This is a genomic window from Streptomyces sp. NPDC048606, from assembly GCF_040650855.1.
Classification (GTDB): Bacteria; Actinomycetota; Actinomycetes; order Streptomycetales; family Streptomycetaceae; genus Streptomyces.
In genome coordinates, this window is sequence record NZ_JBEZIB010000022.1 from 38,576 (window position 1) to 54,718 (window position 16,143).

Annotated in this window: 14 protein-coding genes; 4 read left to right on the forward strand and 10 right to left on the reverse strand. The window is 75.3% G+C overall.

Going from position 1 to position 16,143, the window contains the following annotated elements; genetic code table 11:
• Positions 1-2: 2 nt before the first annotated feature.
• Together AB0D01_RS23375 and AB0D01_RS23380 are read right to left on the reverse strand one after the other, a co-directional pair.
• Positions 3-656 carry an HD domain-containing protein gene (locus AB0D01_RS23375; protein WP_363058249.1) on the reverse strand — a complete coding sequence of 218 codons (654 nt, stop codon included), beginning with the start codon at positions 654-656 and terminating at the stop codon, positions 3-5.
• Between the two features lie 34 nt (positions 657-690).
• A complete protein-coding gene (locus AB0D01_RS23380; protein ID WP_363058251.1) occupies positions 691-1,320 on the reverse strand; it encodes a helix-turn-helix domain-containing protein in 630 nt (209 codons plus the stop codon).
• A gap of 123 nt (positions 1,321-1,443) precedes the next feature.
• On the opposite strand from AB0D01_RS23380, the gene AB0D01_RS23385 reads away from it, so the two are divergent.
• Together AB0D01_RS23385 and AB0D01_RS23390 are read left to right on the forward strand one after the other, a co-directional pair.
• Positions 1,444-2,895: an amidase gene (locus tag AB0D01_RS23385; RefSeq protein WP_363058253.1), complete on the forward strand. Its 1,452-nt coding sequence runs from the start codon at positions 1,444-1,446 to the stop codon at positions 2,893-2,895.
• 109 nt (positions 2,896-3,004) lie between these two features.
• Positions 3,005-3,574: a hypothetical protein gene (locus AB0D01_RS23390; RefSeq protein ID WP_363058255.1), complete on the forward strand. Its 570-nt coding sequence runs from the start codon at positions 3,005-3,007 to the stop codon at positions 3,572-3,574.
• A 124-nt stretch (positions 3,575-3,698) separates the two neighbouring features.
• Here AB0D01_RS23390 and AB0D01_RS23395 read toward each other — a convergent pair whose 3' ends face one another.
• From AB0D01_RS23395 to AB0D01_RS23410, 4 genes are all read right to left on the reverse strand, one after another.
• Positions 3,699-3,890, reverse strand: a complete 192-nt coding sequence (locus tag AB0D01_RS23395) for a DUF1059 domain-containing protein (protein ID WP_363058257.1) — start codon at positions 3,888-3,890, stop codon at positions 3,699-3,701.
• Between the two features lie 76 nt (positions 3,891-3,966).
• Positions 3,967-4,845, reverse strand: coding sequence for a neocarzinostatin apoprotein domain-containing protein (locus AB0D01_RS23400; protein WP_363058259.1), 879 nt, complete (start codon positions 4,843-4,845; stop codon positions 3,967-3,969).
• Positions 4,846-4,958: 113 nt separating this feature from the next.
• Positions 4,959-6,029 (reverse strand): hypothetical protein, encoded by a 1,071-nt coding sequence (locus AB0D01_RS23405; protein ID WP_363058261.1) that lies wholly within the window; start codon positions 6,027-6,029, stop codon positions 4,959-4,961.
• 118 nt (positions 6,030-6,147) lie between these two features.
• Positions 6,148-7,866, reverse strand: a complete 1,719-nt coding sequence (locus tag AB0D01_RS23410) for a serine/threonine-protein kinase (RefSeq protein WP_363058263.1) — start codon at positions 7,864-7,866, stop codon at positions 6,148-6,150.
• Positions 7,867-8,089: 223 nt separating this feature from the next.
• Between AB0D01_RS23410 and AB0D01_RS23415 the strand changes: the two genes are divergently transcribed.
• Positions 8,090-8,488: a DUF3052 family protein gene (locus AB0D01_RS23415; RefSeq protein WP_363058265.1), complete on the forward strand. Its 399-nt coding sequence runs from the start codon at positions 8,090-8,092 to the stop codon at positions 8,486-8,488.
• 471 nt (positions 8,489-8,959) lie between these two features.
• Positions 8,960-10,171, forward strand: coding sequence for a serine hydrolase domain-containing protein (locus AB0D01_RS23420; RefSeq protein ID WP_363058266.1), 1,212 nt, complete (start codon positions 8,960-8,962; stop codon positions 10,169-10,171).
• Positions 10,172-10,213: 42 nt separating this feature from the next.
• On the opposite strand, the gene AB0D01_RS23425 is transcribed toward AB0D01_RS23420, so the two are convergent.
• The 4 genes from AB0D01_RS23425 to AB0D01_RS23440 are packed head-to-tail and all read right to left on the reverse strand — an operon-like array spanning position 10,214 to position 16,139.
• Positions 10,214-11,209: an ABC transporter substrate-binding protein gene (locus AB0D01_RS23425; protein WP_363058268.1), complete on the reverse strand. Its 996-nt coding sequence runs from the start codon at positions 11,207-11,209 to the stop codon at positions 10,214-10,216.
• Position 11,210: 1 nt separating this feature from the next.
• Positions 11,211-13,283: an ABC transporter permease subunit gene (locus AB0D01_RS23430; protein ID WP_363058270.1), complete on the reverse strand. Its 2,073-nt coding sequence runs from the start codon at positions 13,281-13,283 to the stop codon at positions 11,211-11,213.
• Between the two features lie 52 nt (positions 13,284-13,335).
• Positions 13,336-14,472, reverse strand: coding sequence for a glycine betaine/L-proline ABC transporter ATP-binding protein (locus AB0D01_RS23435; protein ID WP_363058272.1), 1,137 nt, complete (start codon positions 14,470-14,472; stop codon positions 13,336-13,338).
• The gene (locus tag AB0D01_RS23440; RefSeq protein WP_363058274.1) at positions 14,469-16,139 is read right to left on the reverse strand and encodes a GMC oxidoreductase; all 1,671 of its coding nucleotides are present in this window, start codon (positions 16,137-16,139) and stop codon (positions 14,469-14,471) included. Before AB0D01_RS23440 ends, AB0D01_RS23435 begins: the two co-directional genes overlap by 4 nt.
• Between the last annotated feature and the right edge of the window lie 4 nt (positions 16,140-16,143).

Sequence of the window (16,143 nt, forward strand, 5' to 3'; positions counted from 1 at the left end):
GCTCAGACACCGTCCGCGGGGCGCGCGCCCCGGTGGACGACGAGCGGGTGCGGGTCCGCGAGGACGCGTTCCGCGAGACCGCCCCGCACGGCGGCGGCGGCCGAGCTCTCGGGCTTGCGGGCGGCCTGGTCCCGGAAGCAGGCCAGGAACTCCTGCGCGAGCCCCTCGCGCGGGTGACGGGCCAGGACCTCCGCGCGGAAGGCGTCGGTGAAGTCCTCCGCGTTGCGTCCCGAGATGTCCACGCCGGTCGCCCGCTCCAGCAGGTGGCCCTCCGGGTCCAGGTCCACGTCGACCGCGTCCCACATGTGCCGCACGATGACCTCGGAGAGCCTGCGGCGGCGCTCCGCCGGCCAGCCGGCGCCGGCGGCGAACACCCAGGCCACGTGCCCGCCCGCCTCGTCGAAGGGCACGGTGTGGCTGTCGAACTCCGGGGTCAGACCGAGGTCGTGGAGCAGCGCGGCCACGTACAGCAGCTCGGCGTCGTAGGCGATGCCCCGGGCGTCGGCGTACGCGCAGGCCCACACGTAGGACCGTACGGAGTGGTTGAGGAGGGCCGGGGTGCAGTAGGCGGCGGCCACTTCGAGCGCGGCGGCGCAGGCGGCCGTGTCGGGTGCGGTGGGGACGGTCGGCGCCTCGCCGGAAGGGTAGAAGGTCATGGGGCGAGTATGCCGACCGCCCCGTCCGTCGTGATCACCGGGCGTCCGGCGGCCCTTGCGCGCCCACCGCGCGGTCCAGGGCCGCCGAGACCGCGGTCACGAGCCGCTCGCCCGCGCGGTCGACGCTGCCGTTCTGCGCGCTGATCTGGGCGCCTTCCAGGAGGAAGGTGAGCTCGGCCGAGACCTCGTCGGGCGCGTGTGCGCCGGCCCGCTCGCACATGGCCGTGAGGCGTCCGCGCTGGGCGGCCTTGTGGGTCTCGATCAGCCGCCGGGCGGGATGGCCGGGGTCGCCCAGGCCCGCGACGGAGTTGACGAAGGGGCAGCCCCTGCGGGTGATGTCCGGCAGCCCGTCGGCGACGAAGCGCGCCACGGCGAGCACCTGGGCCCGGCCGTCGTCCGGGTGTGCGGCCTCGATCCGGTCGAAGGCGCTCACGTAGCCCGCCGCGACGATCCGCAGCCACTCCTCGATCAGGGCGTCCTTGGTGGCGAAGTGCCGGTAGAGGGCCATCTTCGTGGTCCGCGCCCGCTCGGCGATGGCCTGGACGCCGACGGCCCTGACGCCCTCGCTCAGGAAGAGCTCCTCGGCCGCGTCGAGGATGCGCTCGCGCGGGGGGAGCCGGGCGACCCGAGAATCCCGGCCCGGCCTCGGGGGGCTGCTCGTCATCGTGGGCCTCGCTTCGTTCGGGGTGGCGGGGGCGCCTCCGCCGATCATGCTACGTTACCGACCACCCCCAAGCGATACCGATCGGTATCGCACGGGACCGATCGGGAACGCAGGTGGAGCGCCGTGGAACCGCACGAATACACCCAGTACGACGCCGTGGGGCTGGCCGGACTCCTCGCCCGGGGCGAGGTGACGACGGCGGAGGTCGTCGGTGCGGCCGAGGCCGCGCTGGCCGCCGTGAACCCGCGGATCAACGCCGTCGTGGAGAGCTGGCCCGCCGAGGACCACCCGGTCCCGGGCAGCACCCCCCTCGCGGGCGTGCCGTTCCTGATCAAGGACCTGGCCGTCACCATGCGGGGCAAGCGCGTCGAGTGGGGCAGCCGCCTCGCCGCCGGCAACGTGGCGCGGGAGGACTCCTTCCTGATGCGCCGGTTCCGCAGCGCCGGGCTGGTGACGATCGGCCGCACGGCCACGCCCGAGTTCGCCTACAGCACCACCACCGAGCCGCTCCTGTACGGGGCCACCCGCAACCCCTGGGACCCCTCCCGGACGGCGGGCGGCTCCAGCGGCGGATCGGCCGCGGCCGTCGCCGCCGGCGTCACCCCCCTCGCGCACGCCACCGACGCGGCCGGATCGATACGGGTGCCGGCCGCCTCCACCGGACTGTTCGGGCTCAAGCCCACCCGCGGGCGGGTCTCCCTGGGGCCGGACGCCGACGAGGTCTTCAACGGACTCGCGGTGCACGGCGGGCTCAGCCGGACCGTGCGGGACAGCGCCGCCCTGCTCGACCTGATCCAGGGCCCGGAGACCGGCGATCCCTACTTCGCGGAGCGCCCCCGCCGCCCGTACACCGAGGAGATCACCCGCGAACCCGGCCGGCTGCGCGTCGGCCTGCTCACCACCCCCTGGAACGGGCGCACCGTGGAGCCGGCCGTGACCGGAGCCGCCCTCGCCGCCGCGAGGCTCCTGGAGTCCCTCGGCCACCGGGTGGAGGTGACCGACCTCGATCTCGGGGTCGGCTGGGAGGAGTTCGTCACGGCCAACGCCCGCCTGTGGTCCGCGAACCTGGCGACGTGGATCGACGGCCTCGCCGGGGCGCTGGGCCGGCCCGTGGACGAGTCCACCGTCGAGCCCGAGATGCTCGCGAGCCGCGCGTGGGGGCTGAAGGTGAGCGGCACCGAGTTCGTGCACGCCCTCGACGTGCGCAACCGCGTCGCCCGCGCGATCGGCGCCCACTTCACGAGGTGGGACCTGGTGCTGACCCCCACCCTCCCCGAGCTGCCGTTGCCGCTCGGCACCTACGGCCGCGGCGCGGAGGGGGCCGACGGGTGGGCCTGGGCGGAGCACCTCTTCCACCGCTCGCCGTTCACGGCCGCCTTCAACGTGGCCGGCACGCCCGCGATGTCGGTTCCCCTCGCGTGCGACGCGGGCACCGGCCTGCCGATCGGTGTCCAGTTCGCCGCCGGCTACGGCCGCGAGGACCTGCTGTTCCGGCTCGCCGCCCAACTGGAGGAGGCCGCGCCCTGGGCGGGGCGCCGGCCCGCCGTGTGGGCGGGGGCGGCCCGGTCCGCGTGATGCCCGCCGCCGGTCCGACCCCCGTGCGGGGCGGCCCCGGTGGGTGCGGGAGGATACGGCGTCGGGTGCGGGGGCGACGGAACCCGCCGAGAGTGGTGGAGGGGCGGCCTTGGGTCACACGAGCGCCTATCCGGTCTACCGGAGTACGGGCGGGGACGTGGCGGCGGTGCTCGCCGTGGCCGTCGCGCTGGTCGGGTGCGGGGAGCTCCGCGAGGGGGCGACCGTCGACCTGGACGCGGAGCTGCTCGGGGTCGAGGACGTCGTCACCGCGCGGGAGGCGTTCCCCCGGGGCCTGTTCGTCGGGGGCGGCGAGTTCCTGCGCGGGCACGACCTGCCCGACGACGAGGCGCTGTTGTCCCGTCTGCTGCCGATGACGCTGTCCGTCGTGGAGCCGGTGGAGGGCGACCTCCTCGACCGGGCTCCGCGCGTACTGCGCCGGGCGGCGTGGGGGCAGGTCACGTGGATGGCGCTGGACTGGCCGGCGGAACCGGGGTTCGACCTTCCCCCGGAGTACTCGGACACCGGGGTCCAGGCCTGCTTCTCCGCTGACGCCGCCCACGACCCCGCTCCGGGCGACACCGTGTACGTCCACGTCCGGCCCTACGACCAGCGCCGCGCCCGGCTGCTCGCCCGCCGGATCGGGCACCGCGTCGTCGGACCGCCGGAGTACGGCTGGTAGGTCGTGTCCTGCGGAGCCGGGGCGTCGCGGGCCCGACCTGATCCGGCCACACGACGCGATCCGGAAGACACGACCCGACCCCGGCCGCGCGGTGCGCGCGTCCGGGGCCCGGCCGTTCAGGCGTTCAGGCGTTCAGGGGCGCCTCCGCCTTGAGCATGCCGCGCAGCGCCTCGCGGAACTCCCCGGTGTCCGCCTCGCCGTGTACGGCCACGGCGTGCTGGACGGCGGCCTCCATGACCTCGTCCTCTTCGCCCGTGAGCGTCAGGGTGCACCCGATCTCGCTGGGGTACTCCCTGCAGTCCATGACCTTGCGCATGACGTGCCTCCCGGTGTCGCGAAGGCTGCCGGCGTCACCGCCGGGCGGCGCCCGGTGGGCGGGCGGGGGCAGGGGCCTACGGGTTCACCCCCCACGATCCTCCGTTCTCCGCCGGGACGGAAACCGGCAGCCCCGCGCCGTGCGCCGGCGGCCGTCGGTTCCCGGCCGCGTCCCCCGCCGGGGCGAAGTGGAGGGGGTGCGACACCGAGCGCGGACCCCGGACCCGGGTCCCGAACACGACCAGCTCGCAGCCCGGCGCGACGCGGCAGTCCACCGCGCGCCCGTCGTTGGTGGTGAAGGTCACCGAGAGCGTGAGCTCCTCGTCCAACCGGCCCTGATCGGTGGTGGCCGGCGGGCGACCCCGGGTGCGGCAGCCCGTGGCCTCCGTGGCGCCCGCGACGCACTCCAGGACCACCGAGTGGTAGCGCGGCTCGTAGCCGCGCCCGGTGACCTTCACCGACTGCCCGTCGACGAGCCCCTCGGCCGGGTCCACCCGGACGGTGGGGGCCGCCTCCAACGCGCCCCCGGGCCGGAAGCGCAGCGCGACGGTGGTGAGGACCGCGCCGGTGTTGTCCGTCAGGGCCAGCCGGCACGGGTGCGCCGCGTCGGCCGTGCGGCAGTCGTAGGTGCCGGCGCCCGTGGCGAGCTGCGCGTACAGCTTCTTCGGCGACAACGGCAGCGTGCCGTCCGGCAGGACGCGGAACTGCCGTCCGGTGTCCTCGTCGCACGCCCCCGCCACCGTGTCCGGGGCGCACAGTTCGACCCACACGTACGCCTTGGGCGGCCCGCCCTTGACCGTGAAGTCGACGACGTCCCCGTCGAGCAGGCCGGCGGTCCGCTTCACCACCAGGCTCGGCGCCGCCGGCTCCGCGCTCACCGGCCCGCCCGCGGCCAGTCCGGCCGCGGCCAGCGCCGCCACGAGCCCGGCCCTGCCGAGCACCCCCCACAGTCCCATCGCCGTCCCCTCCGCTCCGTCACGCCTGTCGCGACGAAGGGATCCTCCTGCCGGCCGGCCTCCCCCACAAGGACGCGATCAGGCCGCGCCCCGCGAGCCGGCCGGCCGGCCCGTCACCCGGTGGACCTGGTGCCGTCGAAGGAGTACGGCAGGTTCGACTCGGCCGCCACGGACACCTCGCCCGAGGCCCCGGCGGAAACCTTCAACACGGTCAGGCTCATGATCCGCTGGGTGTGCGAGGCCCACGGGATGCCGGTCGTGCCCGCCCAGCCGCTGCTCGTGAAGGTCGTCGGCCGTCCCGGGGCCGACTCGGTGTACACCTTGCTGACGGCGGTGCAGGCCACCAGCGCGCCGCCGTCCTCGGTGCGCCAGACGGGACCGTGCGGGGCGCGGTTCACGTCGATCCCGAAGTCGATCCTGCCGCCCTTGCCCAGGCCCTTGCGCAGGCCCGCCAAGCCCTCCGCGGCGGCCGTCTTCCGCTCGGTGACGTCCTCGGCCCACTTCACGCCGCCCGCACCGGCGTCGGTGTGCAGGTAGTCGCCGTACCGGCCGCAGATCCCGGCCGGGTCGGCGGCCAGTGCGGCGGTGTCACCGCCGGTGACCGCCCGCCCGTCGGGCCCGACCGCGACCCCGGGCAGGGCCGTCGCCTCGGGAGCGCGGGCGACGAGGGTGGCCCGCCAGGGCTCGCCCTGCTTCGGCTGGTGGAAGAGCGACCAGCGCAGCACGGGCTTCTTCGTGGCGTCGCCGACGGTGTAGCCCTGGACCTCGTGGGCGCCGAGGATCCACCGTTCGCCGCCGTCCTCGCCGCCGCTGGTCCACGTGTGCACCGCGGGGTCCGTCCTGGGGGCGTCGGCGGGCCTGGCCTCCCGGTCGGTACCGTACTTCCGGCTCGTCTCGACGACGGCGAGCTGCTGTTCCAGCAGCGGCCCCGCGGTGTGCGCCTTCCAGTACTCGGCGTCGAAGTTGTCCGCCTCGACCTTCAGCGTGAGGTCCTTGACGACGCCCCGCGCCTCCTCCGCGGAGAGCGGGGGCGCCTTGACCGGGGCGGGCGCGGGCGCGGCGGAGGTCGCCGGGCCGGCGGAGGGCTTCGCCTTCGCGTCGGCGGCCCCCTCGGCGCCGGCGCAACCGGCCGTGGCGGTGAGTGCGAGCAGGACGGCCAAGGCCGCCGCGGCGGAGTGCTTCATCGGAGGTCCCCCCAGGGAAACGGTGTCGGAGCAACCTGATGATGCACGATGCCCGCGACACCGCCACGGCCGCCCTCCCCACCCCGTGAACTGCGCGAACGCGTCCGGCCGGGTCGACTCAGCAGGCGGGGGACGATCCCTTCTGGCCCTTGAGGTCGCGGTTGTAGAGCCACCCGGTGGCGTTCGTTCCCTCCACGCGCACGAACGTCCATTGGTTGCCGTACGAGTTGACGATGTAGCACTGGTACCAGAGCTTGGTGCCGTTCTTGACGAGGGCGCCCTTGGTGCACTGCTGGTAGGGCGCGGCCAGCAGGTGGTGGTCGCCGGAGATGTAGCCGTAGGTCCCCGGCTTCGGGTCCCGGTGCGTCCAGCCCGCGCAGCCCGTCGGTGTGGGGCTCGGACCGCTCGGCGGGGCCGAGGAGCCCTTCGCGGAGGGCGAGGCCGAGGCGGAGGGCTTCTTCGAGGCGGAGGCGGACGGCGCCGGGCGGGACCCGGAGGGGGAGGGCGAGAGCGAGGGTGTCGGGGCCGTCGCGTCCGGTCGTCCGCCCGGCGCCGGGGAGTCCGCGGGTGTCGGCTTCGCCGCCCGCGCCCGCTCCTCACCGCCGCCCGAGGTCACGGCGTAGGTGGCGCCTCCGGCGGCGAGTACGGCGACGACCGCGACGGCGATCGCGCCGCGGCGCCGGCGCCGCACCCGGTCCGCGCCCTCGGACGCGGTCCCCGTCGCCGTGAGCGGTCCGCCGGGCGGAGGACCGTACGGAGTGAACCCGGGCGGGGGCAGGGGGGAGCCGGGGGCGTAGGGCTGCTGCGGAAACGATTCGGCGTTCGGGTCGAACCCGGCCGGGGGCGGGGGCCCGAAGCCGGGCACGGGCGCCGGCGCGGGTGCCGGCACCGGCGCGGCGGCGGGGAGCGGCGACGCGGCCGGGGTAGGCGGAGTGGCCGGGGTGGCGGAAGCCGCCGGCGGGGGGACCTCGCCGCCCGCCGCGACCCGCTCCAGCATCGCCCGGGCCCGCTCGGCGGTGGGCCGGTCCTCCGGGGCCTTGGCCATCAGCGCCCGCAGCACCGGGGCGAGCGGCCCCGCGCGGCGGGGTTCGGGCAGCGGGTCGCCGACGATCGCCGACAGCGTCGACCACACGGAGGTCCGGCGGAACGGCGAGGCGCCCTCGACCGCCGCGTACAGGGTCATCCCGAGCGACCAGATGTCCGAGGCCGGGCCGGGTTCCCTGCCCTGGGCCCGCTCGGGCGGCAGGTAGTCCAGCGAGCCGACGAGTTCACCGCTGCGGGTCAGCTTCGCCATGGCCTCGTCGTCGGACGAGTCGATGCTGGCGATGCCGAAGTCGGTGAGCACGACCCGCCCGCCGCGCTCCAGGAGCACGTTGCCCGGCTTCACGTCCCGGTGCAGGACGCCCGCCCGGTGCGCGGCGTCGAGGGCGTCCATCAGCTTGGCGCCGATGGCGGCGGCCTCGTGCGGGTCCAGCGGGCCGCGTTCCGTCACCACCTCGTCGAGCGAGGGCCCGTCGACCAGTTCCATGACGATGACGGGCAGTCCCTGCTCGTGGGTCACGTCGTGGACGGTGACCACGCCGGCGTGCCGGATGCGGGCGGCGGCCTGCGCCTCGCGCTCCATCCGGGAACGCAGGTCGGCCAGTTCGGCGGGGCCGGCGTCGGTGTAGGCCCGCAGCACCTTCACGGCGACCTCGCGCGCGAGGAGTTCGTCGACGGCCCGCGCGACCACGCCCATACCGCCCCGGCCCACCACGGAGGTCACCCGGTAGCGTCCGCCGAGCACCTTCCCGACCAGGTCCCCGTCGTTCGCTTCCCCCGCTTGACCCGCTGGCACCACGTGCTCCGTTCCACGACCGATCGTCCGTCTCGACGCTCTGACGGGGCACTAGCGTAGATGCACCGGTCACGGGCGGTTCGCGCGGCCGTCCGTCCGCCCCCGGCCGGGCGCCCGCGACCGGCCCGCGCACGCCCCGCTCCGCGACCTCTTACGCACCGGCGGCCGGGCGTCGATGATGGTCGGGCCGGTCGGGCGACCGGTCTCGACGCAGGAGCGTGGGATGACGCCACCGGAGAACGCGGCGGACGGGCTCGGCATCGAACCCGGCATGACCGTCATGGAGTCGGGCCACGACGACGACGTGGACGACGGCGTCCGCGCCGACGTGGTCGCGCGCGCCGGGCGGGGACTCGTCGCGGACGACCACGAGGGGCGGGTGGACGCCGTCCTGATGTGGTGGCGGTGCGGCGACGGCGACCTGGCCGCCGAACTGGAGGATCTGCGCGGGGCGTTGGCGCGGGACGCGGTGGTGTGGGTCCTGACGGCCCGGGCCCGTCACGTCGGGCACGTGCCGCCGTCCGAGATCGCCGACGCGGCGCGGCAGGCCGGGTTGCGGCCCTCACCGCCCGTCGACACGGGCGCCTGGCTCGCCACCGGCTGCCGACGGACGGACGCGTAGCGCACGACGGCCTACCCGAAGCCCGGCGCGCCGGCGGTCGGCGCCGCCGACAAGTCGCCCGCACCACGGGCCAAGACGGGCCCCGGCGACATGCCGGCACGGGCGCCGTAGGTGGCACGGCGACACGGGCGGCATGGCAGCGCGGCCCCACCGGCGACATGGGCGGCCCGGCAGCGCGGTGGCGCGGGGCGGCACGGCCGTGCGGCCGGCACGGCAACACGGCAAGTGGGCGGCACCGCCGCGTAGGCGGCCGCGCGCGGGGCCGCCGGACTCGCCGTGTGCGGTGGCTTCGTCGCCGGCTCGCAGGGCCGTGGCGGGCGCGACACGCCCGGTGGGGGTGAACCGCGCGTGCGCCGACCGGACCCGGGTGCGCGCGGCGCGGGGCCGGGGGGTCGGGGTGGCTGCTAGGCAGGCGGTACCGGCAGGCGCACCCGCCGGGACCGCCGCCCGCCGCCCACCCGGGAGACCTCCGTGCCCACCACCCGCGCCCCCGCCGCCTCCGTACGCCGCCTCCGCTCCGGGCTCTGCGCCGCCGTCCTCGCCGCCGCCGCGCTCGGGGCGCTGCCGCCTCCCGCGCAGGCGGCCGGCGCGGATCCCGGCCCCGGCGGGACGGGTACGCATCGGGACGCGCGCCTCCAGCGGCAGCTGGACCGGCTCGTGGCCCAGGAGGACGGCCCTCCCGGGGTGATCGCCGTCCTCACGCGGGACGACCGGACGCGGGTCTACACCGCCGGCGTCGGGGACGTGGCCACCGGTCGCCCGCCGCACCTCGACGACCACATGCGCGTCGCCAGCATCGCCAAGGCGTACAGCGGCGCCGTCGCGCTCCGGCTCGTCGACCGGGGAGCCCTCTCCCTCGACGACACCATCGGCGAGGTCCTGCCGGCCCAGCCCGCCGCGTGGCACGCGGTGACCCTGCGTCAGCTCCTCCAGCACACCAGCGGCCTGCCCGACTACTCGGCCGACCCCGAGTTCCTGCGGATCCTCCAGGCGGACCCCCGTCACGTCTTCGATCCGCGCGCGCTCCTCGGCTTCGTCGCGGACGACGCCCTGCTGTTCCGGCCCGGCAGCCTGTACGAGTACTCCAACTCGGACAACATCGCCGTCGCGTTGATGGCCGAGGCCGCCACGGGCCGCCGCTACGAGGACCTCCTGAAGGAGCTCGTGTACCGCCCGCTCGGGCTGCGCCGGACCAGCCTGCCCCTGGGCTACCGGCTGCCGCGTCCGTACCTGCACGGCTACGACGTCGTCCCGCCGGCCGAGCCCGAGGACATCAGCGAGGTGCTGGGCGCCTCCGGGGTGTGGGCCTCGGGCGGGATCGTGTCCACCCCCGCGGAGCTGGGAGCGTTCATCCGCGCCTACGGCGGTCCCGCGCTGCTGACGGAGAAGACCCGCAAGGAGCAGCTGACCTTCCGTCCCGGCGACTCCTCGGAGCCCGCGGGTCCCGGGACGAACTCCGCCGGGCTCGCGATCTTCCGGTACACCACCCGCTGCGGCGTGTTGTACGGCCACACCGGGAACTTCCCCGGCTACACGCAGCTCGCCGCCACCACTCCCGACGGAACCCGTTCCCTGACCTTCTCCATCAACACCCAGACGAGCAAGGGCAACAAGCCCGCCCTGCTCGCCCGGCTGCGCACGGTCCAGGAGGACTTCGCCTGCGCGCTCCTCAAGGACCACTGAGCCCCGGCCCCGGCCCCGTCGGGGGCCGGGGCCGGCGCAGGTTCACGCGGTCGGCTCGACCCAGGGCTTCCAGACCTCCTCGTTGCGCTCCACCCACCGCTTGGCGGCCTCCCGCGGCGTGAGCTTCTGCTCGGCGATCATCAGCGAGACCTCGTTCTGCTGTTCCTTGGTCCAGTGGAACCTCTTGAGGAAGCCGGCCGCCTCTCCGCCCGCGTCCGCGAAGCGCGTGTTCAGGTACTTGCGCAGGGGCGTGTGCGGGTAGGCGCAGGCCACCTTCTGCGGATCGTCGGCGCAGCCCTCCGTGTACTCGGGGAGCTTGACCTCCGTCATGGGGACGCGCTGGAAGAGCCACTGCGGCTCGTACCAGTAGGTGAGGAAGGGCTTGCGCTCCTTGTCGAACTGCTTGATCTGGGTGATCTGGGCCGCCTCGGAGCCGGCGAAGACCACTTCGAAGTCCAGGCCCAGGTTCTTCACCAGCGCCTTGTCGTTGGTGACGTACGAGGGCGAACCGTCCATGAGCTGACCCTTGCCGCGGCTCTCGGGGGTGCGCAGCAGGTCGGCGTACTTGTCGAGGTTCTTCCAGTCGGTGACGTCGGGGTGGGCCTCGGCGAACCAGGTGGGCACGAACCAGCCGATGTGGCCGGTCACCCCGAGGTCCCCGCCGGGGGTGATGGTCTTCTTGCCCCGGACGTAGCGCTCCTCCTGCTCGGGGTGGCCCCAGTCCTCCAGGATCGCGTCGACGCGGCCCTGGCTGAGGGCGTCCCAGGCGGGGACCTCGTCGACCTGGACGGTGTCCACCCGGTAGCCCAGTTCGTGTTCGAGGAGGTAGCCGGCGACGGCGGTGTTCGCCTGGGCCCCGACCCACGACTGGACGGAGAGCGTGACGGTCTTCGTGCCCTGGGCCGCGGCGTACGGGGACGCCTGGCGGGTCATGTCCGCGGCTCCGCAGCCGGTGAGGACGGCGAGCGCCGTGGCGGCGGCGAGGGCGGCGGGGCCCCGGCGGCGGCGCGGGGCGCGCCGTTCGTGGGGTGCGCGCATGTCAGGCCTCCTTCGCGGGCTGGGTGAGGCGGTCGAGGAGCAGGCCGAGGCAGACGATCGCGGCGCCGGCGACCAGGCCGGTGGCGAGGTCTCCCTGGGCGAGGCCGAGGACGACGTCGTAGCCGAGGGCTCCGCCGCCGACGAGGCCGCCGATGATGACGACGGACAGGACGAGGACCACGGCCTGGTTGACGGCCAGCAGCAGCGCGGGCCGGGCGAGGGGCAGTTGGACCTGGCGCAGCAGCTGCGCGCGGGTCGCGCCGAGCGAGCGGGCGGATTCCACGGCGGTCGGGTTCACCTCGCGCAGGCCCTGGGCGGTGATCCGGACGACGGCGGGCAGCGCGTAGACGACGGCGGCCGCGGCGGCGGGTGCGCGGCCCACGCCGAAGAGGGCCACCACGGGGATGAGGTAGACGAACTGCGGCAGGGTCTGGCAGACGTCGAGGACGGGCCGCAGCAGTCGTTCGGCGCGGGCGCTGCGGGCGGCGCCCACGGCGATGGAGAAGCCGAGGACGAGCGTGAGGGCCACGGCGGCCAGCACCTGGGAGAGCGTGTCGAGGGAGGCGTCCCACACCCCGAGGACTCCCACCGCGCCGAGGGCGAGGACGGCGGTCAGGGCGGTGCCCCGGGTGCCCGCGCGCAGGGCGAGGCCGAACGCCACGAGCAGCAGCAGCCACCAGGGGGTGGCCTGGAGCGCGCCGCGCAGCGGGTCGAGGATCCAGCCGGTGAAGCGGGCGGCCCAGTCGGCGGTGCCGCCGACGAGGGGTACGCCGGAGTAGAGGTGGTCGGTCATCCAGGCGACGGCCGCGTTCACCGGGTCGGCCGGGGAGACGGTCCAGGACTCGGGCCACAGGGTGGAGCCGGCGATGCGGCCGGCGACGGCGGCGGCCACGGCCGGGAGGAGGGTCAGCAGGCGTCCGTACCAGCCGCAGAACACCCGGCGGATCAGGGAGCGTTCGTTGACGGGCAGGGGGTCGCCGATCCGTCGGCCGGCGGCGTCGGCGGTGCGGTCCAGCACGATCGCGAGGAGCACGATGGGGATGCCGGCGGTGAGGGCGGCGCCGACGTCCACGGAGGCGAGGGCCTGGTAGACGCGGTCGCCGAGGCCGCCGGCGCCGATGACGGAGGCGATGACGGCCATGGACAGGCCCGTCATGACGGCCTGGTTGACGCCGAGCAGGAGCTGTCGGCGCGCGAGCGGGAGGCGGGCGGTCAGCAGGCGCTGGCGGCCGGTGGCGCCGAGGGAGGCGGCGGCCTCCAGGACGCCGGCGTCGGCCTCGCGCAGGCCGAGGGCGGTCAGGCGGGCCATGGGCGGGGCGGCGTAGACGACGGTGGCGAGGACGGCCGCGGGCACGCCGATGCCGAAGACCAGCACCATCGGCAGCAGGTACGCGAAGGCGGGCAGGATCTGCATGGTGTCGAGTACGGGGCGCAGTGCGCGGTCGGCGCGCGGCGAGAGGCCCGCGGCGAGGCCGAGGAGCGCGCCGAGCACGACGGAGGCGCCGACGGCGACGACCATCAGGGCGAGGGTCTGCATGGTCGGCACCCACATGCCGAGCAGTCCGCAGGCGGCGAAGGCGGCGGCGCAGGTCAGGGCGAGCCGGACGCCGGCGAGGCGCCAGGCGACGAGCGCGGCCAAGGCGGTGACGCCGGTCCAGCCGGCGGCCAGGAGGAGCAGGTAGACGGCGCGGACGGACACCACGACGGCGTTGCTGACGTGGCCGAAGAAGTGGAGGAACAGCGGGTGGCTGTCCCGGTGGTCGATGATCCAGTCGCCGACGCGGTCGAGGGGGCCGGACAGGTCGACGGAGAGGGCCGCCGGCCAGCCGCCGGCGCCCGGGAAGGCCAGGGCGAGGGGGATCAGCAGGGCGGCGGCGACGGCCCACGCCAGGATGGCGTGCCGGCGGGCGGCGAGGGCGCGCGGGAGCCGGGCCGCGCGGGGGCGGTCCTGCGGGGCGGGCGAGGCGGCGCGGGCGCCGCGGTCACCGGCGGGCCGCGCGGAGGTCCGCGGGCCGGGCGGGGACGCCGTGGCGGCGCGCGCGCCGCGTTGTGCGTGGGTCGGGGTCGCGGTCATGCGCGCCACCTCCGGGACTCGGGGACGGGGGACGCGGGGCGGGCCGGGCGGCTCATGCCGCGGCCCCCCGTCCGGCGCCGGCCGGGAGTCCGGCGACGACGGCCAGCAGTGCCGCGTGGTCCACGATGCCGAGGCAGCGGCCGCGGTCGACGACGCGGGCGGGGCCGCCGGTGCGGGCGACGGCCTGGATGGCCTCGACGACGGTGGTGGTGGGGCCCAGCGCGGGCCCCCGTTCGGCCTCGTCGGCGACGGCGGGGCGCATCGCGTTGCGGACGGTGAGGACCTGTTCGCGGGGGACGTCGCGGACGAAGTCCCGTACGTAGTCGTCGGCGGGTGAGCCGACGATCTCCTCGGGCGTGCCGAGCTGGACGACGCGTCCGTCGCGCATCAGCGCGATGCGGTCGCCGAGGCGCAGGGCTTCGGCGAGGTCGTGGGTGATGAAGACCATCGTGCGGCCCTCCTCGTGGTGGAGGCGGGCGACCTCCTCCTGCATCTCGCGGCGGATGAGGGGGTCGAGGGCGCTGAACGGCTCGTCGAAGAGGAGGACCTCGGGGTCGCAGGCCAGGGCGCGGGCGAGGCCCACGCGCTGCTGCTGGCCGCCCGAGAGCTGGCCGGGCCGGCGGTGTTCCAGGCCTTCGAGGCCCACCTTGGCGACGAGTTCGGCGGCCCGGGCGCGGCGGTCGTCGCGTCCCATGCCCTGGATCTCCAGCCCGTAGGCCACGTTGTCGAGGACGGTGCGGTGCGGGAGCAGGCCGAAGTGCTGGAAGACCATGGCCACGCGGTTGCGGCGCAGGGCGCGCAGGCGGGTGGCGTCCATGGCGAGGACGTCCTCGCCGTCGATGCTCAGGCTCCCGACGGTGGGCTCGATGAGGCGGGTGAGGCAGCGGACGAGGGTGGACTTGCCGGAGCCGGACAGGCCCATGACCACGAAGACCTCGCCCTTGCGGACGTCGAAGGTGACGTCGCGGACGGCCGCCGTGCAGCCGGTGCGCTCGCGCAGCTCGGCGGCGGACAGGTCGGAGTCGGCGGATCCGGGGACCTTCGCGGCCGCCTTGGCGGGGCCGAAGACCTTCCAGAGGCCGTTCACGGAGAAGACGGGGGACGCCTCGGACGAGGCCGTGGCCGAGGCCGCGGATGCGGATGTGGCCGTGGTCCCGGCGGGGCGGGGTGCGGCGGGCGGGGTGTTCATCGGGCGCCGCCTTCCCGCACGAGCAGTTCGGCTGCCTTCTCTCCGACCATGAGCACTCCGATCATCGGGTTGACGGCGGGCATCGTCGGGAAGACGGAGGCGTCCGCGATGCGGATGCCCTGGAGCCCGCGGACCCTGAGGTCCGGGCCGACGACGGCCGCGGGGTCGTCGGCCGCTCCCATGCGGCAGGTGCCGGCCGGGTGGTAGACGGTGTGGGCGACGGAGCGGGCGTAGGCGCCGAGTTCCTCGTCGCCGGTGATCTCCGGGCCCGGGCACACCTCGCGGACCAGCCAGTCGGCCAGGGGCCGGGTGGCGGCGATCTTCCGGGCGAGCTTGATGCCGTCCACCAGGGTCCGGCCGTCGTAGTCGTCCTCGTCCGTGAAGTAGCGGAAGTCCAGGGCAGGTTTCACCTCGGGGTCCGCGCTGGTCAGGTAGAGGCGACCGCGACTGCGGGGCTTGGGGATGTTGGGGGTCATCGACACGCCGTGCGCGGGGCGTTCGTAGCCGATGCGCTCGGGGTTGTCGGTGAAGGGCACCTGGTAGAAGTGGAACATCAGGTCGGGCCCCGGCGACTTCGGGTCGCGGCGGACGAACAGGCCCGCGTCGCTGTCCATCGCGGAGTTCTCCGGTATCGGGCCGTCGGTCTCCCAGACGATCACCGACTCGGGGTGGTCGAGCAGGTTCTCCCCCACCCCGGGCAGGTCGTGCACCGGGGGGATGCCGAGTGCCTCCAGGTCGGCGCGCGGGCCGATGCCCGAGTGGAGCAGCAGGCGCGGGGTGTCGACGGCGCCGGCGCAGACGAGCACCTCGCGGCGGGCGGTGATCAGGCGCTCCGTACCGTCCGCGGCGCGTACGTGGACCCCGCGGGCGCGGGTTCCGTCGAGTTCCAGGCGGTAGGCCCAGGTCTCCAGGAGGATGTCGAGGTTGGCCCGTTCGTCCATGACGGGGTGCAGGTAGGCCACCGAGGCGGAGGAGCGCTTGTTGGTCTCGGGGTGGTAGGCGAGGTCGAAGAAGCCGACGCCCTCGTGGAAGGGTGCGCGGTTGAACCCCTCGACGCGCGGGACGTCCAGGGCGCGGCGCGCGGCGTCGACGAAGTCGCGCGCGACGGCGTTTCGGTCCTTCTCGTCGACCGGGACGATGTGGTTCAGGAGCCGGTCGAAGTACGGATCCATGGCCTTCGCGTGCCAGCCCTCGGCTCCGGCGGCCTCCCACTCGTCCCAGTCGGACGGGAGCGGTTTGAAGGCGATGAGGGTGTTGTGCGAGGAGCAGCCGCCGAGGACGCGGGCGCGGCTGTGGCGGATGTGGGAGTTGCCGCGGGGCTGTTCGGTGGTGGGGTAGTCGTAGTCGAGTTCGCCGCCGAGCAGGCCCATCCAGCGGCGCAGGGTGAGCACTTCGGGTCGGTCGACGTCGCTGGGGCCGCCCTCGATGACGGCGACGGTGACGTCCGGGTCCTCGGTCAGGCGGGAGGCGATCACCGATCCGGCGGTGCCGCCGCCGACGACGACGTAGTCGTACTCCGGTCCGGCGGGCGGCCGGACGATGCTCGCGGGGGTGGTCAGGCGGACGCCCAGGGGGATGTTCGCGGGGGTGTCCGTGGGGATGTTCGCGGGGGTGTCCGTGGGCGGGTTCGCCCGATGGCCCGCCGGGTTGTTCGTGGGGGTGGTCATGCCG